Annotated in this window: 21 protein-coding genes and 1 CRISPR repeat array (1 of these 22 running past the window's edge); of the genes, 10 read left to right on the top strand and 11 right to left on the bottom strand. The window is 34.1% G+C overall.

Going from position 1 to position 26,425, the window contains the following annotated elements:
- A CRISPR array of direct repeats spans positions 1–981; the repeat unit is 36 nt; unit sequence GTTTTACTGATAAGAAATTATTGAGAGTACAAAAAC; it reaches 1,500 nt to the left of the window's first position.
- Positions 982–1,002: 21 nt separating this feature from the next.
- The 7 genes from csn2-St to G7082_RS10645 all read right to left on the bottom strand — a co-directional run bounded on the left by csn2-St (position 1,003) and on the right by G7082_RS10645 (position 10,991).
- Positions 1,003–2,049: a CRISPR-associated protein Csn2-St gene (gene csn2-St / locus G7082_RS10675; protein ID WP_166035067.1), complete on the bottom strand. Its 1,047-nt coding sequence runs from the start codon at positions 2,047–2,049 to the stop codon at positions 1,003–1,005.
- Positions 2,049–2,342, bottom strand: coding sequence for a CRISPR-associated endonuclease Cas2 (gene cas2 / locus G7082_RS10670; protein WP_202983158.1), 294 nt, complete (start codon positions 2,340–2,342; stop codon positions 2,049–2,051). The genes csn2-St and cas2 overlap by 1 nt, the downstream gene beginning before the upstream one ends.
- A 26-nt stretch (positions 2,343–2,368) precedes the next feature.
- A complete protein-coding gene (cas1, locus tag G7082_RS10665) occupies positions 2,369–3,283 on the bottom strand; it encodes a type II CRISPR-associated endonuclease Cas1 (protein WP_166035066.1) in 915 nt (304 codons plus the stop codon).
- A 199-nt stretch (positions 3,284–3,482) separates the two neighbouring features.
- Positions 3,483–6,887, bottom strand: coding sequence for a type II CRISPR RNA-guided endonuclease Cas9 (gene cas9, locus G7082_RS10660; protein ID WP_166035065.1), 3,405 nt, complete (start codon positions 6,885–6,887; stop codon positions 3,483–3,485).
- A gap of 283 nt (positions 6,888–7,170) precedes the next feature.
- Positions 7,171–8,373 carry a plasmid pRiA4b ORF-3 family protein gene (locus G7082_RS10655; protein ID WP_166035064.1) on the bottom strand — a complete coding sequence of 401 codons (1,203 nt, stop codon included), beginning with the start codon at positions 8,371–8,373 and terminating at the stop codon, positions 7,171–7,173.
- A 262-nt stretch (positions 8,374–8,635) separates the two neighbouring features.
- Positions 8,636–10,633, bottom strand: a complete 1,998-nt coding sequence (gene tkt, locus G7082_RS10650) for a transketolase (protein ID WP_420825011.1) — start codon at positions 10,631–10,633, stop codon at positions 8,636–8,638.
- Positions 10,634–10,748: 115 nt separating this feature from the next.
- Positions 10,749–10,991, bottom strand: a complete 243-nt coding sequence (locus tag G7082_RS10645; RefSeq protein ID WP_166035062.1) for a DUF896 family protein — start codon at positions 10,989–10,991, stop codon at positions 10,749–10,751.
- 146 nt (positions 10,992–11,137) lie between these two features.
- Between G7082_RS10645 and lexA the strand changes: the two genes are divergently transcribed.
- The 9 genes from lexA to G7082_RS10595 all read left to right on the top strand — a co-directional run bounded on the left by lexA (position 11,138) and on the right by G7082_RS10595 (position 21,595).
- Positions 11,138–11,758 (top strand): transcriptional repressor LexA, encoded by a 621-nt coding sequence (gene lexA / locus G7082_RS10640; protein ID WP_166035061.1) that lies wholly within the window; start codon positions 11,138–11,140, stop codon positions 11,756–11,758.
- Between the two features lie 529 nt (positions 11,759–12,287).
- Positions 12,288–13,478: a cation:proton antiporter gene (locus G7082_RS10630; protein ID WP_166035060.1), complete on the top strand. Its 1,191-nt coding sequence runs from the start codon at positions 12,288–12,290 to the stop codon at positions 13,476–13,478.
- Between the two features lie 140 nt (positions 13,479–13,618).
- Positions 13,619–14,653 (top strand): M42 family metallopeptidase, encoded by a 1,035-nt coding sequence (locus G7082_RS10625; protein WP_166035059.1) that lies wholly within the window; start codon positions 13,619–13,621, stop codon positions 14,651–14,653.
- Positions 14,654–15,006: 353 nt separating this feature from the next.
- Positions 15,007–15,624, top strand: a complete 618-nt coding sequence (locus tag G7082_RS10620) for a 50S ribosomal protein L25/general stress protein Ctc (RefSeq protein ID WP_166035058.1) — start codon at positions 15,007–15,009, stop codon at positions 15,622–15,624.
- Between the two features lie 278 nt (positions 15,625–15,902).
- On the top strand, positions 15,903–17,075 hold the full coding sequence (locus G7082_RS10615; RefSeq protein ID WP_166035057.1) for a hydroxymethylglutaryl-CoA synthase: 1,173 nt from the start codon (positions 15,903–15,905) through the stop codon (positions 17,073–17,075).
- A gap of 12 nt (positions 17,076–17,087) precedes the next feature.
- A complete protein-coding gene (locus tag G7082_RS10610; protein ID WP_166035056.1) occupies positions 17,088–18,353 on the top strand; it encodes a hydroxymethylglutaryl-CoA reductase, degradative in 1,266 nt (421 codons plus the stop codon).
- Between the two features lie 130 nt (positions 18,354–18,483).
- Positions 18,484–19,650: an efflux RND transporter periplasmic adaptor subunit gene (locus G7082_RS10605; protein WP_166035055.1), complete on the top strand. Its 1,167-nt coding sequence runs from the start codon at positions 18,484–18,486 to the stop codon at positions 19,648–19,650.
- A complete protein-coding gene (locus G7082_RS10600; protein ID WP_166035054.1) occupies positions 19,651–20,382 on the top strand; it encodes an ABC transporter ATP-binding protein in 732 nt (243 codons plus the stop codon).
- Complete coding sequence (locus G7082_RS10595; protein WP_166035053.1) at positions 20,375–21,595, top strand: ABC transporter permease; 1,221 nt, start codon at positions 20,375–20,377, stop codon at positions 21,593–21,595. Before G7082_RS10600 ends, G7082_RS10595 begins: the two co-directional genes overlap by 8 nt.
- A gap of 93 nt (positions 21,596–21,688) precedes the next feature.
- Here the strand turns inward: G7082_RS10595 and G7082_RS10590 are convergent, their stop codons facing one another.
- The 4 genes from G7082_RS10590 to G7082_RS10575 form a co-directional block, all read right to left on the bottom strand.
- On the bottom strand, positions 21,689–22,075 hold the full coding sequence (locus G7082_RS10590) for an ASCH domain-containing protein (protein WP_166035052.1): 387 nt from the start codon (positions 22,073–22,075) through the stop codon (positions 21,689–21,691).
- A gap of 31 nt (positions 22,076–22,106) precedes the next feature.
- On the bottom strand, positions 22,107–22,418 hold the full coding sequence (locus G7082_RS10585; protein ID WP_166035051.1) for a type II toxin-antitoxin system RelE/ParE family toxin: 312 nt from the start codon (positions 22,416–22,418) through the stop codon (positions 22,107–22,109).
- On the bottom strand, positions 22,415–22,666 hold the full coding sequence (locus tag G7082_RS10580) for a prevent-host-death protein (RefSeq protein WP_166035050.1): 252 nt from the start codon (positions 22,664–22,666) through the stop codon (positions 22,415–22,417). Before G7082_RS10580 ends, G7082_RS10585 begins: the two co-directional genes overlap by 4 nt.
- Positions 22,667–22,791: 125 nt before the next feature.
- The gene (locus G7082_RS10575) at positions 22,792–24,312 is read right to left on the bottom strand and encodes a DUF1846 domain-containing protein (protein WP_166035049.1); all 1,521 of its coding nucleotides are present in this window, start codon (positions 24,310–24,312) and stop codon (positions 22,792–22,794) included.
- Positions 24,313–24,577: 265 nt separating this feature from the next.
- On the opposite strand from G7082_RS10575, the gene G7082_RS10570 reads away from it, so the two are divergent.
- Positions 24,578–26,365 carry an aminopeptidase P family protein gene (locus G7082_RS10570; protein ID WP_166035048.1) on the top strand — a complete coding sequence of 596 codons (1,788 nt, stop codon included), beginning with the start codon at positions 24,578–24,580 and terminating at the stop codon, positions 26,363–26,365.
- Positions 26,366–26,425: the final 60 nt, after the last annotated feature.

Raw genomic sequence — 26,425 nt, 5'->3', positions numbered from 1 at the left:
GCTGTCTGACGATGTTTTCTGTTTTACTGATAAGAAATTATTGAGAGTACAAAAACATGGGAACGTTAGAAATTGACGGAAGTCGTGTTTTACTGATAAGAAATTATTGAGAGTACAAAAACGAGTTAACATCTGGCCCTGTGTAATTGACGTTTTACTGATAAGAAATTATTGAGAGTACAAAAACCTATTTCGCTTCTTAATTCGTCTTGCTGCTGTTTTACTGATAAGAAATTATTGAGAGTACAAAAACCCAGCAGATGCGTGGGTAGTAGCACGTTCATGTTTTACTGATAAGAAATTATTGAGAGTACAAAAACAAAGGAGGTGAATAAATGTCCAGAGAATTAGTTTTACTGATAAGAAATTATTGAGAGTACAAAAACTGATTGATACTCCTTTAGGACCGCCAGAAAGTTTTACTGATAAGAAATTATTGAGAGTACAAAAACCCTATGAGCATCACCATTCAGATAAGAATGGTTTTACTGATAAGAAATTATTGAGAGTACAAAAACAATGGGTAGAAATCTGATATTTTAGAACGTGTTTTACTGATAAGAAATTATTGAGAGTACAAAAACAACAAGGGATCATCATACAAAACAGCATAAGTTTTACTGATAAGAAATTATTGAGAGTACAAAAACAGGTAGTCCTCGGCTTTCATCGCGATACAAAGTTTTACTGATAAGAAATTATTGAGAGTACAAAAACCCATCTTTAAAGAACCTCTTCTCATCTATCGTTTTACTGATAAGAAATTATTGAGAGTACAAAAACTTTGATTGATTGTATTTGCTTTCTAAATCAGTTTTACTGATAAGAAATTATTGAGAGTACAAAAACGGTGCGCCTTGTTCACTAATAATTCTACCGGTTTTACTGATAAGAAATTATTGAGAGTACAAAAACATACAAGTGGTTGGGGCAAAACCTATAAAGGTTTTACTGATAAGAAATTATTGAGAGTACAAAAACCTCAAAATGTTTTTTCAAAAACTAATTTATCTCTTTTAAAAATGCTTCCTCTAGTCGGTTAATTGTCTGAACTGACGTCTCAGTAGAGACATTTACCTCCAACATGTCGTTGATTACTCTTAATAATACCATATCTTTATCACTAATATAACAGTCACCTTTAAGATCTTTTCCTATCAAGTCAGCGATTCGATAAAAACTCGATACCAAATCTGATTCACTCATTTCAAATTCACTTGGATAATGCCGTTTAATACTTTCCTCAAAAAACCCATATTCTGGCATCTGTTCATAATAATCATAAAGTAAAATAGTTTTCCCAATATCCTCAGACGTATAGGATACTTCTAAACTTCGATTAGAAAAAACAAAAAATTTAAGTTGCTTTGTTTCTTTTGCGATTCGTTTTAATTCTCCAAATAAATACCCAAAATCATTTAGCTCCAAAAAACTCTCAGGATTGATAATAGCTAACCAAATCATTTCTTCGTTTCTTTCAATCATCGACTTTAATAAGTTCACATACTCATCTAAAAGTTCACTAGAATTTATCATCTCTAAAGGATAATTTCGTCTTTCCGTAAAATAAGATAAAGTCAAATTACTTTTTAAAATATCTGTAAACAATATTGATCCCAGACTACTAGTAATAGAATCCGAAAATTTAGATACATGTCGATTTAAAATAACCTCTAAATTAATTAGTTCATTATTTAAAACTTCCATTTGTCTTGTAATATCAATTTCATGTTGTACTTCTTGCAGTTCTTGGTAGATCAAATTACCTTTAGAAAAAGAAAGTTGATCGTAAATACTTTTATTATCTTCTAAAAACATCAAATTAGTATCTCGACTTTTCAACTGCTTTTCTCCATAATAAAACTCAATTCCATTTTCTCCATAAATGCCTTCTTCAAGTTCATTCAAGCTTTTAGAAATACCAAACCTTTTTAGCGAACGAACTATTTTCCTTTTCCAATCATTTTGTCCACCCACAAATAATAAATAATCTTCTAAATCAGCCTCTATAAATCGTCCGCTTTCATATTCTATTTTTAATTCTGTCACTATATCACCACCAATCTATTAGCGCCTACAATTTCTTCTTGACGACTTCGACTACCAGCGAGTAGAATCATATCTTGAAATTGAGTTTCTGAGACATATAATAATCTCACATTTCCACCTGGCGGAACTAACCTCTTAAGTATTGATTCATATTTCTTCAAAGAACTGCGATTAGGTAAACTACGATAGTAAATAGAGTACTGCAACATCACAAACCCATTTTCTAATAAACTTTTACGAAAAATCCGATAATCTCTCATTTCTCTTTTTGTTTCTGAAGGTAGGTCAAACATACATACTAATCTCACGCGTTCAAAACTCACTTCCCTTCACACTCCACAAAATTAATTAAATCAATATCAAGTAAATATGCGGGATCATTTTTTTCCATTGCTTTTATAAAAGAAATGACATAATCAATCATACATTGATTGATATAAATTTTTTTATTTTTGATCTTTATCTTTTGATTTAAAAAATCAATTAATTGAATCCGACTATCATAGGTTAAATATTTATCTTCTTTAGTTAAGATTTCTCTATGAATATAATAATCCATTAATGGTCTAAATGGTTCCATTAAATCGTCCACTAAATTGAAAGAATTGTATTCATTTCGATGAAAAACACCTAACATTGGCAACAACCCTTGCGCAACTACACACCTAGCCATTTGTGCACGCACAATTGCATAACCATAATCCATACAAGCATTAGGTAAACTATCATCCTCACGAGTAAAACCTAATCCAAAATGCGAATTAAAATAAACCTTTGCCACATGTCCCTCACGATTACTTTCATCTCCAAATTTCAAATTCTTTCTTAGTTCTTTCATCGTTTCTAAACGTTCTTCATCGACATTTGCGATTTCTGAAAAAGCAATCTGATTATTTATTTTTCTAAGAATAATCACTGTCCAAAGTGCTTGCTTTTGTTCTTCTGTCCAGTTACTTTGCCATATTGCTCTCTTCGCACTTCGATGATATTGACCTAATCCTAAAAATACTCCTGCTGGTAAATACTTACTATCACAAACGATTAATTCAATATGATATTGAGCAAATTTTGCCAATATCCGACTACTAATCGATGTTTGTTCTCCTTCTAAAATAACGCTTTCAATATCACTTAAAGGAATAACAAAATATTCTCTGTTTTTAGAAATCTCCAAATTGTCTAACTTAACTCTTAAAGTCTCTCCATTTTTTACAAAAACTGTTCTAAATCCCAATAAATCACCTCCAAAATAAATAAACAAAAAACACCACCGAATCTGGTGGTGTAAATTCGGCATATAGCCTTATTTTTGTAGATTCTCAATAATTTCTTATCAGTAAAATTTTTAAAAATCTGCATGTTCCGTCGAACACGATAGTCCGTCGACTACACACTAATTATAACATATTTAATTATATGTGCAAACGTTTTATTTAACTAATAATATTTTTGAGAGTTTCTTTTTTTACATAATAACATTTTCCTAAATGATCTGTGTTTATTTTAGTAATTTTCATATCTGAACGTAATCTTTTTATAAATTGACCATTGGAAACTTTACCAAATAATGGCACATCCTCAGTTTTATCCCATCTGTCCTTATCTATCGGTTTCAATTCAAAATAATTTGTATTACTCTTAGTTCTAGAACTAAACAATCCTTGAATCTGTTCCTCGCCCTCCTCAATTAAAACCCTACTTTTTCGATACAAGCTAAAACAAAACTCACTGTCTCGGGAAATTTTCTCAATCACTTTTAATTCATCGTAAACCTCTATTGGTACTCCATATTCACCATTTACAAATTTTAAATGATTATATTTAATTCCTAATAACTCAAATTGATCTAATTCTTTATTATAATAAACATCTGTTCGCCAAGGATTTAACGAAAGTAAAACCACCTTTTTTCCATTCTTAGTTTCATCACACATATTACCAAATTCATCTCTAGTTATGTTAACATGACTTCCTATTTTTTTATTGTAGTACTTCAAACTTTTAATATATGGGCCGTTTCCTTTTTTGGAATACTTTTGAATACCAGGCACATCATTGGCTGAACAATATCTTTCAAAAGGTGAACGATCAACTGCTTTTACATTGCCATTAGGTTCTTGTATTTCCTCAGATTTTGGATATTCTTCCGCTATCTCACATAAAATTTTAAAAGTTTCAGGATCATTTTCCTTTGCTAAAATTTTATCCTGATATTTTTTAAATTCTTTCCACCCTTCTACAGTATAAATATCTTTAATTTTATCTAATATAAAGGTCTCCTCAGTCTTAATTTCTTTCCCACGTTTTATTGAGATTTTCTCGACTTGACGAGTTGAATAGATTGTAGCGTCACTCACTTTTCGATTAGATTTATAATCAACTTGATGAGAAAATTTTATTTTAGGGTACAACAATGTTGGTACTAATTGACCGATAAAATCATCCCATTTTGGAACATAAGATCGTCTTTCATCTGGTTTCATTTTTTTATACTCATGATAAGGTATCTTTTCCCCAGTCTCTTGATCAACCATATACTTACTACCTTCTGGATCATAGTAGTAAACAAAGCGAGATACTTTTACAAATGGCACAATAGCACATAATGCAGCATCCACCGCATGATGATGATGTGTTTCTCTTGTTTTTTCTAAAGACTCTCCCCACTTTTTACGTAATGTATGAGTAAAATTACCTGTTACTACTTGAACTTTCGTTTCACTTTTATTAAAGAAACTCTGAACCGAATTTAAAACAACACGACTCGCATAACGCGTATCATTCAAATTACGAGCAATAAATTGATTTCGTACTTCTGGATCAAAAATATCTCGTGTTTCTAGTAAAATCCTTCTTTTATGTTTCTTTTTATAAGTGTTAATTACCCAAGTTTTATATTCATCCCAAGTTTGCCCTAATTTCGCCCCATCTTGATAGGCTTGATAAGGTGTTCGTTGACCTTTTTCTTGGTTAGCTTGTGCTTTTACCAACACTTTATTATTCATTGAATCGTCCAAACTGATTGACAAAGGAATAACATGATCAATCTCTGTGGCATTTGATGTTAAAGATTCTGCCTTGATCGATTCTCCTGAGTAAGCACAACGTCCATTTTGTTCAAAAAAATAACCTAACTTAGCAGCAAATCCTCTTTTTCTCATTTCTGATTCAAATCTATTCTGACTCCATCCCGACTGTTCTAAGAAAAAATTTTCACTTTGTTTCTTTCTATTTTCATTTGTTTTTTGAATATTTTTTATTGTTTTTTTCTGATCATCTTCATTCTTATCTCTAGGCATTTCAATCGTGACGTAACTTATCTGTTCTTTTCCATATTTTTCTACTAAAGCATTCATCACATGGAAAGCACGACTAACTGATTTATTGACCGTTGGATTGTAGATATCTTTCGTAATTTCTTTAATGGGTATTTTAGTATAGTCAGCATAAGTATTTCTCAAATCCGTTTTTAGTTTTAATTCTTCTAATACTGTATTTTGTTCCATTGGATTAGCCAACATAAAAGGTATCATTTGAGACAATGTTTTTAGTGAAAAACTATGCCATGAACTACTACTCGTTTTTTTTCTTAATTCTTTAAAAGAATCACAAATTACTTTTTTTATTTTTCCATCTAGCTCAGGTAGTTCTATATCTAGCGTATTAATAATACCATCTAACTCTGTGTTCAATGTAATAACTTTAGCGATACCATCTATTGTGTCACAAGGAATTTCATTTAACTCCACATCATAATTACTAAAAATATCTCGCCAATCACGATAAACTTTCATACTATGAATTTCTGGTTTATCATTTTTATTCACACGCCAACCTTTGATTTCATTACTCTTATAACCTAACAGCTTAGCTAAATCATTTGCTCCAAAACGGGTTATTTCTTCTCCCATTAAATAAGACAGAATCTTTCTCTTTTCATCTTCGGTTACTCGATCTTCTTCACGAGGTAATCTTAAATTGTTTAAATCATTAAAAAGATTAAATTTTTGGGCGGACAAACTACTCGCACTTGCTCGTAACTCACCTTGAATATCTGTTCCTATCAATTTATCAAAAATATTTTCTGCTGGTTGACCGTTCTTATTGTAATCAATCCAACGGCCATACTGACTATGATTTGCCATATTTCCCGGTCCATGGTAATAAGGACGTTTCCGATAGACTAATCCTGCTGACTCTCCAGTTTCTTTATTAATAAATTTATCTATAAAGTCTGATGTAATTTCTGGATAAAATTTTTGCTGACATTCTAAAATTCGCTCTAATTCATTCGCATAAGATGACACAGTAAAAACATTCAATTGGTAGTTTCCAGACTGATTAATTCCTGTTTTAACACGTCCCATTTCGTTTAATCTCTGTAATTGAATTTGTCCAGGTGTCAACGTTTTCAATAAGTCACTATTATGTAAAACTTGATTTTTATAATCTTGACTTTCCTTAGCACCTTCTTCACTGTCTTCATCTAAATAGCTAATTCCTCTTTTTTTAACAATATGCATAACCACTCGGTAAATTTCACTTTTAGTCAACTGTTCAGTAAGACCCTTTACTCTCAATTGATACGGATCAGTATTTTTTAATTGATCCTCTTCAATACAACTAATTATCTCAAGTATTTTTTTTGCATCACTTAAACGAGTAACACGGCGTCTCAAAAGTCGTCTTGATCCTCTGCTTGTTCGACGATCTAAATTATTTGCACTATTCTTTGAACTAAATAAAGACACTCCTAAATCTACAATGTGCCCATTTTTGTCATTAATAACACTCCAACCACAACTTGCTATTCCAATATCTAATCCAATACTATACATAGTCTCCTCCTTGTTATTTTACTTATAATTTAGTTTATCATAACATCAATTACTTGTTAACGATTTCATTAAATTGATAAACTTTATATTTTTTTGATATGCCATTTTGGAATAGCAAAACTATATACATCCAGCTGTTTAATATGATCAGATCAACAATCTTTTCACGGTAACAAAATAAAATCAATAATTCAGTTAAAAATTTATTTTCTAGTTGTATACTTTAACAAGAAAAAACGACTATCCATTTCTAGATAATCGTCTCTTTCCTATCAAATTTTCACTACCACATCAATCCTAAAAGTTCATTAATCTCCTCAATATCTACATAATCAGGATAAAATCTTTCACTTTCCACACCCATTGCCCATTCTAAAACATCTTGAACTGATTTGCGATTAGCATTTTTCTTGAAATCCGCTACAAAATCATCAAACCTTTCAATACCTCCGAAATCTTCAAAAGGAGCTGTTCTCTTTCCTTTCGTACAATAAGGATAAAAAGGAATCGCTGGGTCATGTTCTAAAACTTCTTCCACAACAATTTTATGCTCCCAAGAATCACCAAAATCATAGATATATTCAAATTTATCCCCTTCAGAAACTAATTGATTCAGTTTTACTTTAGCCATATCTTTTTTTATTTGAGATGTGTAGTAAACATGAGGCTTATCTCCAATTAAATCCTCTGCTTCAAAATCACTCAAAACAACATTATCTACATTAAATTGATACAGATGTGCTGTATCCCAATCAAAAGCTGTTTGAATAATCTCATGTAAATCTCCAAACGTCATTTTGGCTGGTACTAAAATACGACGCCAAATAGGTGGTTTAGCTCCCACAATATCAATTCTTAGTTGATAAATTTTATTATCAAATTCTTCATTGCTTACTCTCAGCGGGATTTTATTTTTAGGAATCATAGGAATCACATTATTTGAATGCTTTTGATTTTTAACAGGCGGAAAAAATTCTTCCTTCATCATATTTCCTTCTAAATCATCTAAAAGATCGTTGATTGTTTCCATCTGTTCATCCATATATTTCATATATGCTTCAATATTTTTTCGTTTAATCTGAGACCAATAGTTTATATCTAAATTATTATTTAAACAAAGAGGCATAAATTGAAACACTGTTTTTTGTAAATCAAAGATATTTTCCAAATATTCTTTATCCTGTAGAAACACTAGAAAATTATTCAAAATAATTTGAAATTCTAAAATAACTGCATTATCAATTTCTATGTACCTAGGAATTAGATCTGTCATCCCAATCATCATCACGCCCATGTTCCACTTCTCAATATCGACCTCCATCTGATTTAAGATGACCCTTCTAAACTCTTCTAGTATTTGTAAATAATCTTCATGTGATAACTTATCTTCACTTTCTATTTCTTTAAAAGGAACTCCTGTCACACCATTATAAGCAGTTAAAAATAAGCCACTTTTCCCATATTCCTTGATCCATTTATGGTACATATCAGACTCTCCTTTAGTTTGTTTTCTTGATTAAAGTGTATCATATTAGTTGGTTTTTAAGAACAAGCAAAAAGTTATTTTAATAGAAAAAAGAGCTACCATAAAGGCAACTCTTTTCATATGTTTATACACTCTGATTAGTCTGGTTTCTAAAGGCAGCCCCCACGGCAATTTCACAACCAATAATTAATCCCAAAAGAACGGATTAATTATTGGTTCCTCCAGTTGCTCGGAGTTAACCGCTTGTTTCACCACTCTGATATTACAAACTCTTATATGTTTTCACAACATTTTCTACTGTGAAGCCGTATTTTTCGATGACTGTGTTTCCTGGGGCACTGGCGCCGAAGCGGTCGATTCCCATTACTTTACCGTCGAATCCTACGTAACGTTCCCAACCTAAGCTTGCGCCCATTTCGATTGATACGCGTTTTCTAACTGAACTTGGTAAAACTGATTCTTTGTACTCAGCATCTTGTGCGTCAAATAGGTTAGTTGATGGCATAGAAACAACTGATACATCAACGCCTTCTTTACGTAATTCTTTTTGAGCTTCCATTGCTAAGTTCACTTCTGAACCTGTTGCCATGATGATTCCCTCTGGCGTAGTTCCTTCTTGTGCTGATAATACGTAACCACCACGAGCCACACCTTCATAAGCTTTTTCTTTTGTTCCTTCAAGAACTGGTAAGTTTTGACGAGATAAAGCTAAAACTGTTGGTGTTTCCATTGATGTTGCGGCTACTTTCCATGCTGCAGCTACTTCGTTACCGTCAGCTGGACGCATTAGGTTAACGTTAGGAATGCTGCGTAAGCTTGATAATTGTTCGATTGGCTCATGAGTTGGACCATCTTCACCAACAGCGATTGAATCATGTGTTAACACATAAGTCACTGGCGCTTTTTGGATAGCTGATAATCTAACGGCTGGACGTAAGTAATCCACAAACACGAAGAATGTTGCGCCGTAAACGCGAGTTCCACCGTGTAATGCGATACCATTCATTGCCGCTGCCATACCGAATTCACGGACACCAAACCAAATGTTACGGCCTTCGTAAGTTCCTGGTTCGAAATCTTTTTCGCCGGCGATCATTGTGTTGTTTGATGAAGAAAGATCGGCAGATCCACCCCATAATTCAGGCATTGCTTTCGCTAATTCTTGAATCGCTTCTTTACTTGTAATACGACTTGCAGATGAATCACCTACTTCGTAAACTGGTAAAGCTTTTTCTAAATCAACCGTTACTTCACCTTTGAATGCTGCTTCAAATTGAGCCGCTAATTCTGGGTATTCAGCTTTATATGAAGCGAATAATTCGTTCCATGCAGCTTCTTCTTTTTGACCTTTTTCAATCATGTCTGCTTTAAAACGAGCAGTCACTTCTTCAGGAACAGTAAATTCTGGGTAGTCCCATCCGTAATTTTTCTTAGCTAATGCAATACCGTCAGCTCCTAATGGGGCACCGTGAACTTTGTTCGTTCCTTGTAATTCAGCACCAAAACCGATGATTGTTTTCACTTCGATAATCGTTGGTTTGCTTGTTTCTTTCTTAGCTTCTTCAATAGCGTTAGAAATAGCTTCTAAATCATTGCCATCTTTCACTAAGATATGTTGCCAACCAGTTGCTTCAAAACGTCCTTTAACACTTTCACTAAATGATTTGTCTAATGGACCATCTAATGAAATATCGTTTGAATCGTAAAGAACAACTAATTTATCTAATTTTAAGTGACCAGCTAAACTGATTGCTTCTTGTGAAACACCTTCCATTAAGTCGCCATCGCCACATAATGCGTAAGTATAGTGATCAACAATATTGAAGTTTTCTTTGTTGTAAGTTCCTGCTAAGTGAGCTTCTGCCATGGCAAAACCAACACTCATCGCAATCCCTTGTCCTAATGGTCCTGTTGTTGCTTCGATACCATCAGTATGGTGAACTTCTGGATGTCCTGGTGTTAAGCTATCCCACTGGCGGAAATTTTTGATTTCTGACATTGGTAAGTTGTATCCAGATAAATGAAGTAAGCTATATAACATCGCTGAACCATGACCAGCTGATAAAATAAAACGGTCACGATCTGCCCAATTTCTTGATGTAGATGGGTTAACTTTTAAATGTTTTGTCCATAATGTGTAAGCCATTGGTGCAGCCCCCATTGGTAAACCAGGGTGACCTGAGTTAGCTTTTTGAATCATGTCCAAACTTAATGTACGAATTGTATTGACACCTAATTGATCGATTTGATCGAACTTCATATAATACATCCTCCTATTTAGGTTTTTTTTACCTTTATCTACGTATCATTTTAACGCTTTCTACAACATTTTGCAAGGCTTTACATTAGGAAAGCGCAAAAAAGATAAGGGACGACTATCTGCCGTGTAATCCCTTATCTTTTTGAATGTCTTTTAATTTATCAGGTGTTACATCATTACCCTCAGTATCGACAACTTTCATGCCTTCGATATGATTACGCATCCCACCTCTAAAACGGTGTAGGTATTCTTCTCTTAATTCTGCTTGTTCTTGTTTTTCAGCAGCCGTTAAACCAGTTTCTGTTTTGGCTTTTTTTGCTAATTCATTAATTCGTGCTAATTTTTCTTTTGATAACATATGTGAACCTCCTCGTACAAACTTCTATAATTTTAGCTTAATTTCATTAAAAATTCAATCATTTAAACTACAAAAAAAAGCGAACACCCGTTTGATTTACTTACTAATATATGTTACACTCAAAAAAAAAGAAAAGAGGCCGACTTATGACAAGAAAGCAGTCTTCAAGACAAGTAGATGTCTTACGATATATATACGAACAAGTTGAATCACGTGGCTATCCACCAACAGTCAGAGAAATCGGAGAAGCGGTTAATTTATCTTCTACTTCTACCGTCCACGGACATTTATCCAGATTAGAGAAAAAAGGGCTTATTCACCGAGATCCTACTAAACCTAGAGCAATCGAACTTACTTCGGAAGGCTTAGATTTAATCGGCGTAAAGCCAACAACGATTCCAATGCTAGGAGTAGTTACAGCAGGAGAACCTATTTTAGCGGTTGAAGATGCTTCTGACTTCTTTCCATTACCACCTGATTTGAAATATGAAGAAAACAGTTTGTTCATGTTAACCATTCGAGGTGAAAGTATGATTAATGCCGGGATTTTTGACGGTGATCATGTCATCGTTAGAAAACAAGCAGCTGCTAGCAACGGTGACGTCGTAATCGCTATGACTGACGAGAACGAAGCAACGTGTAAACGATTCTTTAAAGAAACTAACTACATCCGTCTACAACCTGAAAACGATACTTTAGAACCCATCATTTTAGACAATGTTTCTATCTTAGGAAAAGTTGTCGGCTTATACAGAAATCATATTTAAAAAATAAAGCTTAAATGCTTTATTTTTTTCTTTACAAAACGAACAAATGTTTGTATAATAAAAATACGAACAAACGTTCTAAATACATTTAGGAGTGATCAAAATGGAAGCAATCAGAAGGTATGCAGTTTTATTAATTGTTTTAGTATTAGGTGTCGTGTTAGGAACATTAGGTTGGCAGGCTGCCTTGGTCGTTTTGACTCCCTAGTTATGATTTGGTTAATGTTATGGGATGAAAAAAGCTATAAAACAAAACAATATAAACGCTACACAGAAGAAAAACAGCAATATATGTACCGTAACAGCCGATAATTATTTATCGGTTTTTTTTATTCTTTTTTTGTTATAATTATTCACTTTTTTGATTTATAAATCATTAAATAATATTATTAATAGTTATTTAAAATGAAAAAAACGTTTAAAATAGATATTTAATCAATAATAAAAGAACAAATAAGTTGCATCCTTTTTATAAATTATTTAGTATAAATATGCACCTAAAAATAAATTATAAAAGGAGTGGATGCATTTGACTTTAGAGTTATTAAAAATGGTCATTTTTATCTTATTAGGCACAAAAATTGCAGGACACTTATGTAACAGGTTCAACTTACCTGTCGTGTTTGGCGAATTACTATTGGGACTTTTACTCGGTCCAGCAATTCTTAATTTGGTCGCAGAAACAGACGGAATTGCTATGTTTTCAGAAATTGGGATTATTCTTCTCATGTTTCTCGTTGGACTGGAAAGCGATCTTAGTCTTTTAAAGAAATACCTAAAGCCAGCGATTACCGTTGCTTTGTTCGGTGTTTTTGTTCCCTTTATCTTCATCTCTCTTCTCGGACAACTTATCGGGATGGGAACCACAGAATCATTCTTTCTAGGCATTATCTTCAGTGCCACCTCACTCAGCATTACCGTTCAAGTATTAAAAGAATACAATTACATGGACAATGAAGCAGGCTCCATTACATTAGGTGCCGCCATTTTAGATGACACTCTCGTTGTTTTACTGATTAGTATATTTACAGCTGCCATTACTTTTGACGCTAGCACAGGATTTACTGTTCCGATGGCATGGGATTTAATTGGGCAAAAATTACTATTCTTCGGTATGATGTACCTTGTTGCTAAATACTTAATCACACCAGCCATGCGTTTATCTTCAAAATTAATTGCGGTTAAAGCAAAAACGGCTATGGCACTTGTTCTTTGTTTTACCTTCACCATTTTTGCTGAAGAAATGGGCTTAAGTGATATTATCGGTGCCTTCTTTATCGGGATGATGTTGTCTAGTCATGAATCAGCTCACGAGATTGAAAAAGATGTAGATACCATTGGAAACAGTCTTTTCATTCCAGTATTTTTTGTTTCTATTGGACTGGGGATCAGTATTGAAGCACTCTTCTCTCAATTTGGTTTAATTTTACTCTTATCAGTTGCCGCAGTTATCACAAAACTTGCTGGTGGTTATTTTGCTTCACGATTAATGAAAATTAACCGAAACGTGGCTCTAGTCGTTGGTTCTGGTATGGTTTCTCGAGGTGAGATGGCTTTAATTGTTGCTAAAATCGGACAAGAAGCTGGCTACATTTCCAGTGAATTCTTTACAGCAGTAATTGCTTCTATCATTATCACTACCTTAATCTCTCCCCTACTTTTAAAATTTAGTATTGGACTGGATCAAAAGGAAGATAACACAGAAAATATCAGAGCGTAAAACAAAAACATCTCTACTAAAATTCCCCTCTCTACTAGTACCTAGAGGAACTTTGGTAAAGATGTTTTTTCTCTTGCGTCCCACACCCGTTTGGATTACTCTAATCATATAGAAACAAATAAAAGAAAGAAGGTTATTTTATGACACAATCTACAATTGAATTGGTTCAAACACTAACAAATATCCCCTCACCAACTGGGGATACAACAAAGATTATTCATTTCCTTGATCAAGAATTACAAAAACACGGATTTCAAGGTATTATTAACCGCAAAGGTAGTTTAATCGTGACTGTTCCTGGTAAAGACGATGAGAATCACCGCTTTATTACGGCACATATTGATACATTAGGCGCTATGGTTCGCGGTATCAAACCTGACGGACGTTTGAAACTAGATTTAATTGGCGGTTTCAAATATAACTCCATTGAAGGTGAATATTGTACGATTCATACGCAATCAGGTAAAGATTACACTGGAACAATTTTAATGCATCAAACCAGTGTCCACGTTTATAAAGATGCTGGTTCTGCTGAAAGAAATCAAGACAACATGGAAGTCCGTATTGACGAAAAAACTTTCTCAGAAGAAGATACTAAAAAATTAGGCATTCAAGTCGGCGATTTCATTAGTTTTGATCCTCGTACTGAAATCACACCTAGTGGTTTTATTAAGTCTCGTCATTTAGATGATAAAGTAAGTGCCGCTATTTTGATTAACTTTTTAATTGATCTTAAGAAAAATAATGAATCGCTACCTTACACAACCCACTTCTTCTTTTCTAATAATGAAGAAATTGGTTACGGTGGAAATTCTAATATTGATGAAAAAGTCGTGGAATACCTAGCTGTTGATATGGGCGCTATGGGAGATGACCAACAAACGGATGAGTACACTGTTTCTATTTGTGTGAAAGATGCTAGCGGTCCTTATCATTTAGGCTTAAGAAATCATTTTGTTCATCTTTGCGAAACAAATAAAATTGCTTATAAATTAGATATTTATCCATTTTATGGTAGTGATGCCTCTGCTGCAATGCGCGCTGGTGCAGATGTAAAACACGGTTTAGTCGGCGCTGGAATCGAAGCCAGTCATGCCTTTGAGCGCACTCATCAAGATTCCATTGACGCTACTGAACAACTTGTTTCAAAATATTTATTTAGTGAATTATCATAAAATAAAAATAGACACATAAAAATATAAATAATCATTTTCCTTGACCTTTTATGCAATAAGACGTATGGTTAAGACATAAGCTTATATTATAGTGTGGTTTTTTGAACCACGATGAGCAGGCAATTGGCGGAAGGCTTAAGTCTTTATTTCGTCACTTTAATTTTGAGTAGCTTCTTTCTATTCGATTAAAATCGCCTAAATCACTATTTTGTTAAGTTTATGGTTCGTCCTTAAAAAGTGCTGACATTCATTTTTTAAGTGCAAGCTAATCGATGTGCTCAATTCTCGATTAAAACTGCAGAACTAAATAACGAACCGAATGAAGATTTTATTCTAAAGGAGGAAGATTATTTATGTCAGTAGTATTAAAAGCAGAAGCAAGAGCGGTTAGACCTCGTTCTATCCGTAGAAAGTTAAGAGAAGAAGGTAGAGTTCCAAGTGCTGTGCATGGTCACAAAATTGACAACATCTCATTTTCAGTAGATGCCAAAGTATTAGACAAAGCAATTCGTGAAAACGGCTTGAACGCTGTTTATACTCTTGATCTAAACGGAAAAAAAATCAGTACCTTACTTCAAGATTATCAATTGGATACATTCACTAAAGAATGGATTCACGCAGCATTTTTAGCAGTTGATATGAACGAAGAAACTGAAGTTGAAGCTGAGGTAGTTTTAGTTGGAACACCAGTTGGAGTTAAAGCTGGTGGTGCCTTAGAGCAAAACCTTTACACTGTGATGGTATCAGCAACACCTGATAAATTACCAGAACGTGTGGAAGTTGACATTACTAATATGGCAATTGGTGACGCACTTGTAATTGGTGACATTCCAAAACAAGCAGACTTCACGATTGTGACAGATGCTGAAGAGCAAGTTTGTGCTGTGACTGAGGTAACTGTTCAAACAGAAGAAGAAGTTGCTGGTGTGGCTAGTGAACCAGAAGTTATTAACGACAAATCAGCAGAATAAGATAATTATTTTAAAATAGGGTGGTTCAAATAGCATTTAGCTCCAAGCAACTGCTATTTGAACCCAGACTAAACAGGATGACCTTAGTGTTGTCCTGTTTTTATTTCCTTAAATACTCTCAAATCAAAATACTTCTCACCTCTATCTAAAAGAATAAACATGATTTTTTCTGAAAATTACTTAAGCAAACTTTAAAGTTATTTTACCTACTATAGTCTTTTCTTAATTTGTGATAAAATGATGGAGGTTTTAATTATGACAATTAGGAGTGTTCAAATTTGATCGGAATAGATAAAATAAATTTCTTTACACCAAGTACATACATTGATTTGGTGACTTTAGCTAAACATCGTGGTATTGATCCCGATAAATTTACGATTGGAATTGGTCAAACAAAAATGGCTGTACCAACCATTACACAAGACACTGTCTCAATGGGAGCAAATGCTGCCTTCCCTATTTTAGATAAAGAAGATTTAACCACAATCGATTTAATCGTTGTAGGAACTGAAACTGGCATTGATGAATCAAAATCAGCCGCAAGTTTTATTCACCAACTACTCAATATTCATCCATTCGCCAAAGCTGTAGAAATCAAACAAGCCTGTTACGGAGCGACAGCTGGTTTAATGATGGCGCAAGACTTCATTAAAGCACACCCTGGAAGAAAGGCGTTAGTCATTGGTTCAGATATCTCAAGATACGGTTTGAATACATCTGGTGAGGTCACACAAGGTGCTGGGGCAATTGCTATGTTAGTCTCAGAAAATCCACGTATTTTAGCTCTTGAAGACACAAGTGTGGCGATGACCGAAAGTATTTTTGATTTCTGGCGTCCCAATTATTCAGATACAGCGATTGTTGATGGTAAATTCTCAAATGAAGCTTATATTAATTTCTTTAAAACAATTTGGGAAGAATTCTCAAAAAGAACTAACCTAACTTTTGAAGATTTTAAAGCGATTTGTTTCCATTTACCTTATACGAAAATGGGTAAAAAAGCCTTACTCCCTCTTCTTGAAAATGAATCAGAAGAAATCCAAGAATTAATCATGCACCATTATAATTTATCAACAACTTATACCAGAGATATTGGTAATATTTATACTGGTTCTTTATACCTTAGTTTAATGTCACTTCTTGATAGTGATGCTCATTCATTACAATCAGGTGATTTAATCGGACTATTTAGTTACGGTTCCGGTGCTGTTGGTGAGTTCTTCTATGGTCGTTTAGTTGAAGGCTTTGAAAATCATTTATTAAAAGAGGAACACGAAACTCTTCTTAACAATCGTTACGATTTATCAATGGACGAATACGAAGCCATTTTCAACAAAGTTTTACCGAAAGAAGACGGCACTCACCCACTAAGTGAAGCCAAATTTGATAACAGTCTCTTCTATTTATCAAGTATTACTGATCACAAAAGACAGTATTCAAAACGTCAATAAGGAGTCGTTACTTTGAAACCTAAATTTTACAAACAAACTCGACTTGAGCGTATTCAAACCTTAACTCAAGAAGGTTATTTAAATGATGAACAAGCACAATTATTTTTAGATAGTCCTTTATTAGATGATTCTGTGGCTAATTCATTGATTGAAAATCAAATCGCTCAATTCCCATTACCTCTTGGTGTGGCTCGTAATTTTATAATAGACGGACAAGAAATGACAATTCCAATGGTGGTTGAAGAGCCTTCTGTGATTGCTGCTTGTAGTAACGCTGCTAAAATCATGAGCACAAAAGGTTTTAGCACTCATATTGAAAGTCGCGCGATGATTGGTCAAATTATTTTAAAAAATGTTGCTGATTTAGAATTAGCTAAAGAAGCGATTTTAAATGAACGTGACACAATTTTTAAATTAGCCCAGGAAAGTCATCCCTCAATCGTTGCTCGTGGTGGTGGCTTAAAAGATATCGCTGTTCGCTTAATTGAACAACCGGAAGCATCTCTATCATTCTTAACCCTTCATTTAATGGTTGATGTTAAAGACGCCATGGGAGCGAACATTATTAATACTATTTTAGAAGGTGTCACACCTTTTATTCTGGAATTAACAAAAAGCGCTTCTCTAATGTCCATTTTAAGTAACTACAACACAGAGTGCCTAGTCACAGCGACTTGTAGCGTGTCATTTGATGAATTAACCACACCTAACTTTAAGGGAAAAGAAATTGCTCAAAAAATTGTTGAAGCCAACACTTACGCCAAACTTGACCCGTACCGTGCAGCTACACATAATAAAGGCATTATGAACGGGATTGATTCAGTGGTTATTGCAACAGGCAACGATCCTCGCGCGGTTGAAGCTGGGGCTCATGCCTATGCTAGTCGTCACGGTCAATATGAAGCCATGACGAACTGGACAATGGATGAGAATTCTTTAATTGGTGAATTAACTCTACCAATGGCTGTTGGTTCTGTCGGTGGTGCTATCTCTGTCTTACCCATGGCTAAAGCAAGTTTAGGCATGTTGAATGTTTCAACTTCAGAAGACTTAGCTCGGATTGTGATGTGTGTTGGGTTAGCTCAAAACTTTGCGGCTCTTAAAGCGTTGGTTACAGTGGGAATCCAAAAAGGACACATGAATTTACACGCCTCTTCCCTAGCGATTCAAGTCGGTGCTAAAGGTGAGGAAATTGAAGCCTTAACAGCATTACTTAGAAAAGAAGCTAAGATGAACTCTATTGTTGCAAAAGAATTATTGGAGAAAATTAGAAAATAGCACACTTTATTAAACAACTAATCGATTAATAGCGATTAGTTGTTTTTTTATCGGTCTTACGTCCTATATAAATTAAGACTTTACTCCTGTAAAATAATTAGCATATAAAATAATAAAGGAGATTTTAGAAATGTCGAAAAAGAAAAAGATTATTATCGGTGTTACGGTTGGCATTATTATCGTTTTAATTGGAGCAAAATTCTTACTTGGAGGCTCTCAAAAAGAGGTAGCTACTGATGCACCTAAAATTGATTATTTTACTGTAGAGGATGTCCCTCAAGTTTTCATTAATGGCGTTGTGACTCCTACAGAATCAAAAGAATTTACAAAAGATGCTACTCTTGGAAAATTAGGTGATTTAAACGTAAAAAATGGTGATATGGTAGAAAAAGGAACTGTTTTATACCAATATGTGGATGAAACAACTGACAACCAAATCACTGAATTGAAATATCAAATGGAATCAACACAAGCTGAAAAAGATAAAGCTGCTAGACAAATGCAACTTAAAATCAATGAATTAGCTAATGCGAACAAAGCTGCAAAAGAAGCCGGCGCTCCTACTACCTCTGAAGAGAGTATTCGTTTAGAATTTGACCTAAATAGTTTTGATATCAAAATGAATCAACAACAAAGTCAACTTGATACATTAAATGCGAAACAAGTGAATCAAGTAACAGCACCATTTAATGGGCAAATTACGATTCCGCAAGATCAAAATCGTGACAGTGCGATTATGACTTTAACTTCTAATGATTTTTATGTTGAAGGTGAAGTTAACGAGCGTGATTTAGAGAAAATCAAAGAAAAACAACCAGCAGAAGTTAGGACGATTGCTGACAACAATGTTTATAAAGGCGAAATTATCCATATTTCAAATTCACCAACAACTGCCCAAGCACAAGCTGGCGCGACTGGTGGCATGGGTGGTAATTCAGGCGGAAGTGGTGCTTTATCAACTTACACAGTTAAACTTTCATTAAAAGATGCTAAAAAAGTACGTAAAGGATTCCACGTGCAAGCTTCGATTAAATTAGATGACAAGAAAATCCAAATTCCTGAAGAAGCTATTCATACAGATGAAAAAGACAAGAAAAAATATGTTTTTGTTGATGACTTTGGGACTGTTTTAAGAAAAGATATCGAAGTAGCTGATAAAGGCGCTGACAAAGGCAAAGTCATTGTAAATAGTGGTTTAGAAGGATTAGACAAAGTGATTGTTAAATCTGAAAAAGAACTTAAAAGCGGTGAATTAATCGGAGAACCAGGCATGGAAAACTCAGGGGAGATGAAATAAATGACTGAACAATTAAACAGTGAACAGGCTGTTTCTTCTTCTTCTCTCATTGAAATGACTGAACTTAATAAATACTATCCTGTTGGGAAAGAACAACTTCACGTGTTAAAAGAATTAAATTTAACCATTGAACGTGGTGAGTTCTTGATGATCATGGGAAAATCTGGTAGTGGAAAAACGACTTTAATGAATATTATCGGGTTTTTAGATCAGTCATCAGATGGTAGTTATATCTTTGATGAGCAAGACGTATCGAAACTAACTGAAAATCAAAAATCAGATTTACGAAACAAATATATTGGCTTTATTTTCCAACAATTTTTCTTGATTCAATCTTTAAATGTTTCTCAAAATGTCCAACTACCAATGGTCTATGAGGGTAAGAAAAAAGAAGCTGAAAGAAAAAAAATTGCAGATCACTACCTTCATTTAGTAGGTCTTGAAGGCAAAGAGAATTCTAAAACCACTGAACTATCTGGTGGGCAACAACAACGTGTGGCGATTGCTCGTGCCTTAGTAAATGAACCTTTGCTTATTATGGCAGATGAGCCTACCGGTGCCCTTGATAGTGAAACGAGTAAAGATATCATGAATATTCTAACCGAACTCAATAAAGAAGGTAAAACCATCGTAATGGTTACCCATGATAATGACATGAAAAAATATGCGTCACGTGTTGTTTACATGAAAGATGGAATTTTCTTAGATGAGGAGGAATTTACCAATGCTTAAAAATTTATTATTAAGTACCTTCCTCAGCCTAAAAGCCCATAAATTACGTGTTTTCTTAACCATGGTAGGAATTATTATCGGGATTACAGCTGTTGTGACCGTTTCTGCTATTGGTGAAGGCATGAAACAAAAAAGTATGAAAATGATGGAATCAGCTGATGCTAACAGTGTTCGTTTGGTTTACAAAGTGGATCAAGAAGATGATTCAGCTGCAGCCGGTCAAGCCTATGATGAATTTGCATTTAACATGTCTGATTTGAAAATGCTTAGAAAATTAGACGGTGTCGATAATATTAGCGCTGATTACAGCATGGGATTTGGACCAGAGGGAATTAATGCTTCTATCGGTTACTTTGAAACTCAAAGCGGCGGTTATATCCAATCTTATTCAAAACCTGATCCAAGTGTTGCATTTGGTTCTGATTTTACTAAAAGCGATTTAGATAAAAATAAAATTATCCTTGCTTACGATACAATGCAAGGACAATTAAATATCAAGAAACCAAAAGATATCATTGGTAAAGCTGTTGATGTGGAAGGTCAAAAATTCCAAGTTATTGGTGTGAAGAAAAAAATTGAAGAAGGCGAAATGATTACCGATTCATCAATCTTTTCAAACACAGTACCTAAAAAAGCTTACAATGAAATTGCTAGAACAAAACCGATCAACGCGATTAAATTAAAAGTCAAAGCAGATGCTGATCGCATGGCGGTCGTTGAAGAAGCCAACAAACTTTTAAAAGATTATCATCCAGAATTAGTTGGTAACTTTGAAGAAGATCGTAGTAATGAGAAATTTAGACAAGAGATGGAACAAGTGTTGCAAGGCGTGGTTATGGGATTATTATTCATTACTGCCATTTCTCTTCTTGTTGGTGGTATTGGGGTAATGAATATCATGTACGTTTCTGTTTCTGAGCGTAAACGTGAAATTGGAATTAGACGTGCGATTGGTGCCAAACCTTCTAATATCTTAATCCAGTTCTTACTTGAAGCAGCTTTTATCACACTAATTGGTGGTATTCTAGGCGTTCTTCTTGGGGCAGGAATTGCGAATTTAATTTCTAGTGTGGTTCCTGATATTGAAGCCATCGTTAGTCCAAAAATGGCCTTCATGTCAGCCGGAATCTCAGCCGGGATCGGATTAATCTTCGGCGTCATCCCAGCGATTAACGCCGCTAAAATGGACCCAATTAAGGCAATTTATCAATAAACGTGATGAAAAAGGCGTCTAACTCCAAGCAACTGGAGGAAATACCTTGTCATCCAAAAATGAGAGTGTCTCTACAAAACGTAGCTGACACTCTCATTTTTTTGAATTTATTCTCCTAAAACAAACACACTCTAACTCTGTTTCATTAGTTAACTCTAAACCGTGTCTCTCTAACAACATTTTATAGTAATTAAAATGAATCTCATACCAGTTAATAAAACTACCATCTCCTTCAAGAATGGCAAAAGCTTCATCAACTTGACCAAACAAACGAATTTCCACTTTTTCGACCACAGTTCGACATAGTTCAATTCCTTCACCATCGCAAATGGACCACATATCCCCTACTCTACTTTCCTTAGTTAATCCTAAGTCTTGAAGAATTTTTAAGGAAGAGGTTGCTTTTTTTTCACTGTTCAATACTAATTCTGCTAGTTCAGTTTGCTCTTCTTTTGTTCCACCAAATTGAATGATTTCCACTATAATATCCCTTTCTACTTAAACACGCTAGTTACAAACCTAAGATTCTAATATAATCCGTTCGCTGAGAAATAATCCGATAGACATTGATAATATCATTAATAACTTCATAAAAAATCAAATATTCGTCAGCAATAAGATATCTCAATTGATTAGGAATTTCTGTTTTATCTGATAGTGGCCTACCAATATATGGAAATTCTTGTAATTCTTCTATTTTTTCATAACTATCTTCAAAAAAAGCTACTACATTCTTTTCATACATTCCAAGTCCAATCATATATAATTCAATTTCATCTAAATCTCGGACAAATTGTTGAGAAACCTTAATTTGATATCTCATTTTTTAATCTTCTTACGATTTCTTAATTCTGAAAGACTTAATGTGGGTTCATTTTCAATAGATTGAACCCCTTTTTGGATTTCAGTAAACAAACTTAAAGTTGCTTTCATTCTTTGATATTCATCAAAATCACTCACCACATATTTAGCATGTCCGTTTTTTGTTAAAACCACTTCACTACCTGGTTTTACATCAGATAAGGTTTGGTTATAAGATCTTAAATCTGAAACAGGAACTATTCTTTCCATGATAAATCACCTCTTTTTATTTATTATAGCAGTTTTTTATAATTTTAAGTAATATTTTACGTAACATATCAAAAAAGACTGAATAAAAAATTCAGCCTTCTAACTTTTCTACGACTTTAATTCATTTAAATATAAAACAAATTCTCAGATGAGAAGATTGGATCACTAGTAATATCCATTCCCAAGCGTTTCAATATTTGCTCATCATCCTTATTTAACATCACTGTTGAGTGAGCTTGAGTGCCTTCTAAACATGATAATTTTTCATAAGCAATTTGTGCTGTTGGATTAGTTACGGCACTGATTGATAGAGCGATTAACACTTCATTTGCATTCAGTGAAATCATTTTGCTACGTAAATCCACATCTTTCATTTTGCGAATTGTTTCTAAAATCACTGGTGAAAGTAATAAAATTTCATCCGAAATATTCGCTAAATACTTGATTGAATTTAAAATAGCTGCCGCTGATGAATCCATTAAATCTGTTGAACGACCTGTGATGATTTTACCATCTGGAAGCTCAAAAGCCATCACTGAAACAGGTGCAATCGTCATTTCTTCCGTTGTATCTTTCTTTTTAAGTAAGGCTGCATATTCTCTGGCTGGAATTACTGGACGACGGTCTTCTTTCTTAAGTTCCATCTCTTCCATAATCATTTGAATACGGCTCACTGCGTCATCATCTGCCATACCGCGTTTGTAGAAACATTCAGTATCGAAACAACGACGAATCACTTCTTCTTTTGAAGCTTCTTTTACAACTTCATCATCGATAATTCCAAAGCCGACACGGTTAACTCCCATATCTGTTGGTGATTTAAAAACTGATTCCTGATTAGTAATTCGCTCAATAATACGTTTAATCACTGGGAATGTTTCAATGTCACGGTTGTAATTCACTGCTACTTCCCCGTAAGCCTCATAATGATATGAATCAATCATGTTCACGTCTTTTAAATCAACGGTTGCCGCTTCATAAGCAATGTTTAATGGATGTTTTAACGGCACATTCCAAACTGGGAATGTTTCGAATTTAGAATAACCTGCCACACGTCCTAATTTACTTTCATGATAAATTTGGCTTAAACTTGTCGCTAATTTACCACTACCAGCACCAGGAGCTGTCACAACAACGATTGGTTTTGTTGTTGGAATATAAGGATTTTTCCCAAACCCTTCGTCACTCACGATTTGATCAATGTTATACGGATAGCCTTCGATAGCTTCATGAGTATACACTTTGATATTGCGTTTTTCTAATTTATTGATGAAAACTTTTGTTGCAGGTTGACCACTGTAGCGTGTAATTAAAACACTGTTCACTTTTAAGCCATACTCTGTAAACTCATCAATTGATTTCAAAATATCCATATCATAAGTAATACCATAATCCCCACGGATCTTGTTGCGCTCGATATCTCCAGCAAAGGCACAAATAATAACTTCTGCCTTATCTTTTAATTTTTGTAATATTTTAATTTTAGAATCTTCATCAAAACCTGGTAACACACGTTTGGCATGTTTATCTCCAATAAGCTTTCCACCAAATTCTAGATACAGTTTATCGTAGTTGTTTACTCTTTCTAAGATATACTTCGATTGTTCTTCAATATACTTCTGAGAATCAAAGCCAATTTTTTTCATGATGATCCCTCCACTAAATAGTCTGACACACCATTATAAAATAAAATAGCGCCTGTGCCAACTGAAATATCTTTCTAAATTAGCTTAACACAAATAAAAATAGAATGAGGTCTTTTTTTATCAATTATTTAAAGGACTTAAAGCAATTTAAACATCTCTTAAAAATTACTGTTTAAAATGAGAAAATGACTAAAAATAAATCCATTATTATTAATTAGTGATAGAATAGAGGTAGCATTAAAAAAAGTAAAGGAGTGTTACAAGCATGGAAGTATCTGAAAGAATTGCAAAGCTTAGACAACTAATGGAAGCACAAAACATTGATTATTATGTGGTTCCTACGGCTGACTATCATCAAAGTGAATACGTTGGTGAACATTTCAAAGTGAGAAAATGGATTACTGGTTTTGGCGGTTCAGCAGGAACAGCTATCATCGGACTTAAAGAAGCTGGTCTATGGACAGACGGTCGCTACTTTATCGCTGCTGCTGAACAATTAAAAGGTTCTGGTGTTGATTTATTTAAAATGGGTGAGCCAGATGTGCCAACCATTCCAAAATTTTTAAACCAAGTTTTAAAAACAGGGCAAACGATTGGTTTTGATGGTCGAACTGTTTCTATGGGAGACGGTCTTTCTTATGAGGAAATCGCCAAATCTCATGAAGGATTCATTAAATACGATCAAGATTTAATTGATGAATTATGGACTGATCGCCCTTCTCTTTCAACAAAACCAGCTTTCTTTTTAGAAACAAAATACTCTGGTGAAGAAACAGCTGCTAAATTAAGTCGTTTACGTGAAAAAATGAGCATTAATAACTCAAACACTCACGTTTTAACTTCTTTAGATGACATTTGTTGGTTACTAAATATCCGCGGGGATGATATTGATTTCTTCCCAATGGTTTTAAGTTATGCTGTTGTAACAATGGACAAAGTTGAATTATTTATCGATGAAACAAAATTAGATGATACCATTAAAGTTGAATTTGCTAAAAACAATGTTACTGTCCATCCTTATAATGATGTTTATGAATTTGTTAAAGGCTTTGACGCGTCGATTTCATTGTTAGCTGACCCTGTTCGCATGAACTATGCCTTAATTAAAAATGTAGCTGATAGCGTGAGTATTACCGAAGCAACTAACCCAACCGTTTTATTTAAAGCTGTTAAAAACGAAACTGAAATCAAAAACATGAAACAAGCTCAAATCAAAGATGGTGTGGCTCACACTAAATACATGTACTGGTTGAAACATAATGTTGGCAACATGAAAATCACCGAATTAAGCGCCACTAAAAAATTAGAAGATTTAAGAAAAGAACAAGAAGGTTATATTCGCCAAAGTTTTGCCCCAATTACAGCCTTTGGTGAGCATGGTGCAATTGTCCATTATGAAGCAACTGAAGCGACTGACGTGGAATTAACTAAAGGAACCTTCCTTTTAAGCGACACTGGTGCTGGCTTCTATGAAGGCTCAACAGATATCACGAGAACTTTTGCTCTTGGTGAAGTTTCTGATGAACTTAAAAAACACTATACGATTACCTTAAGAAGTAACATTCAAATGGATATGGCTAAATTCTTACACGGCATTAACGGAACAAACTTAGACGTTCTAGCCCGTCAACCATTCTGGCGTGAAGGCTTGAACTACAACCACGGAACTGGTCACGGTGTTGGTTATCTATTAAATATTCATGAAGGACCAATCGGCTTACGTTGGCAATATCGTCCAGGTGAATCACACCAATTTGAAGCTGGGATGGTTGTGACGAACGAACCTGGTGTTTATATTCAAGGCTCACACGGTGTTCGTCTTGAAAATGAATTACTTGTAGTGGAAGCTGAGAAAAATGAGTACGGACAATTCATGAAGTTTGAAACAATGTCTTACGTACCATTTGATGTGGAAGCAATGAACATCGATATGTTGTTAGAAGAAGAAAAAACTTGGTTGAATGACTACCACGCTCTAGTTCGTAGCTTAGTAGGACCACATTTAACGAAAGAAGAAAATGCTTGGTTAGAAGAGATTACTAAGGATATTTAAATAAAAAAAGCTGAGGGAAATTAAATTTTCCCTCAGTTATTTTTTTATTTTCTCCAGTTA

Origin of the sequence: Vagococcus hydrophili, assembly GCF_011304195.1 — a bacterium.
Classification (GTDB): Bacteria; Bacillota; Bacilli; order Lactobacillales; family Vagococcaceae; genus Vagococcus; species Vagococcus hydrophili.
Note: the sequence above shows the minus strand (reverse complement) of the source record. Positions and strands in the feature narration are given on the sequence as shown.

Coding starts and splice junctions, on each gene's coding strand:
- cas2 (WP_202983158.1), bottom strand. CDS start 2,342: ATGTTTGACCTACCTTCAGAAACAAAAAGAGAAATGAGAGATTATCGG.
- cas9 (WP_166035065.1), bottom strand. CDS start 6,887: ATGTATAGTATTGGATTAGATATTGGAATAGCAAGTTGTGGTTGGAGT.
- G7082_RS10655 (WP_166035064.1), bottom strand. CDS start 8,373: ATGTACCATAAATGGATCAAGGAATATGGGAAAAGTGGCTTATTTTTA.
- tkt (WP_420825011.1), bottom strand. CDS start 10,633: ATGAAGTTCGATCAAATCGATCAATTAGGTGTCAATACAATTCGTACA.
- G7082_RS10645 (WP_166035062.1), bottom strand. CDS start 10,991: ATGTTATCAAAAGAAAAATTAGCACGAATTAATGAATTAGCAAAAAAA.
- lexA (WP_166035061.1), top strand. CDS start 11,138: ATGACAAGAAAGCAGTCTTCAAGACAAGTAGATGTCTTACGATATATA.
- G7082_RS10625 (WP_166035059.1), top strand. CDS start 13,619: ATGACACAATCTACAATTGAATTGGTTCAAACACTAACAAATATCCCC.
- G7082_RS10620 (WP_166035058.1), top strand. CDS start 15,007: ATGTCAGTAGTATTAAAAGCAGAAGCAAGAGCGGTTAGACCTCGTTCT.
- G7082_RS10605 (WP_166035055.1), top strand. CDS start 18,484: ATGTCGAAAAAGAAAAAGATTATTATCGGTGTTACGGTTGGCATTATT.
- G7082_RS10600 (WP_166035054.1), top strand. CDS start 19,651: ATGACTGAACAATTAAACAGTGAACAGGCTGTTTCTTCTTCTTCTCTC.
- G7082_RS10595 (WP_166035053.1), top strand. CDS start 20,375: ATGCTTAAAAATTTATTATTAAGTACCTTCCTCAGCCTAAAAGCCCAT.
- G7082_RS10585 (WP_166035051.1), bottom strand. CDS start 22,418: ATGAGATATCAAATTAAGGTTTCTCAACAATTTGTCCGAGATTTAGAT.
- G7082_RS10580 (WP_166035050.1), bottom strand. CDS start 22,666: ATGGAAAGAATAGTTCCTGTTTCAGATTTAAGATCTTATAACCAAACC.
- G7082_RS10575 (WP_166035049.1), bottom strand. CDS start 24,312: ATGAAAAAAATTGGCTTTGATTCTCAGAAGTATATTGAAGAACAATCG.
- G7082_RS10570 (WP_166035048.1), top strand. CDS start 24,578: ATGGAAGTATCTGAAAGAATTGCAAAGCTTAGACAACTAATGGAAGCA.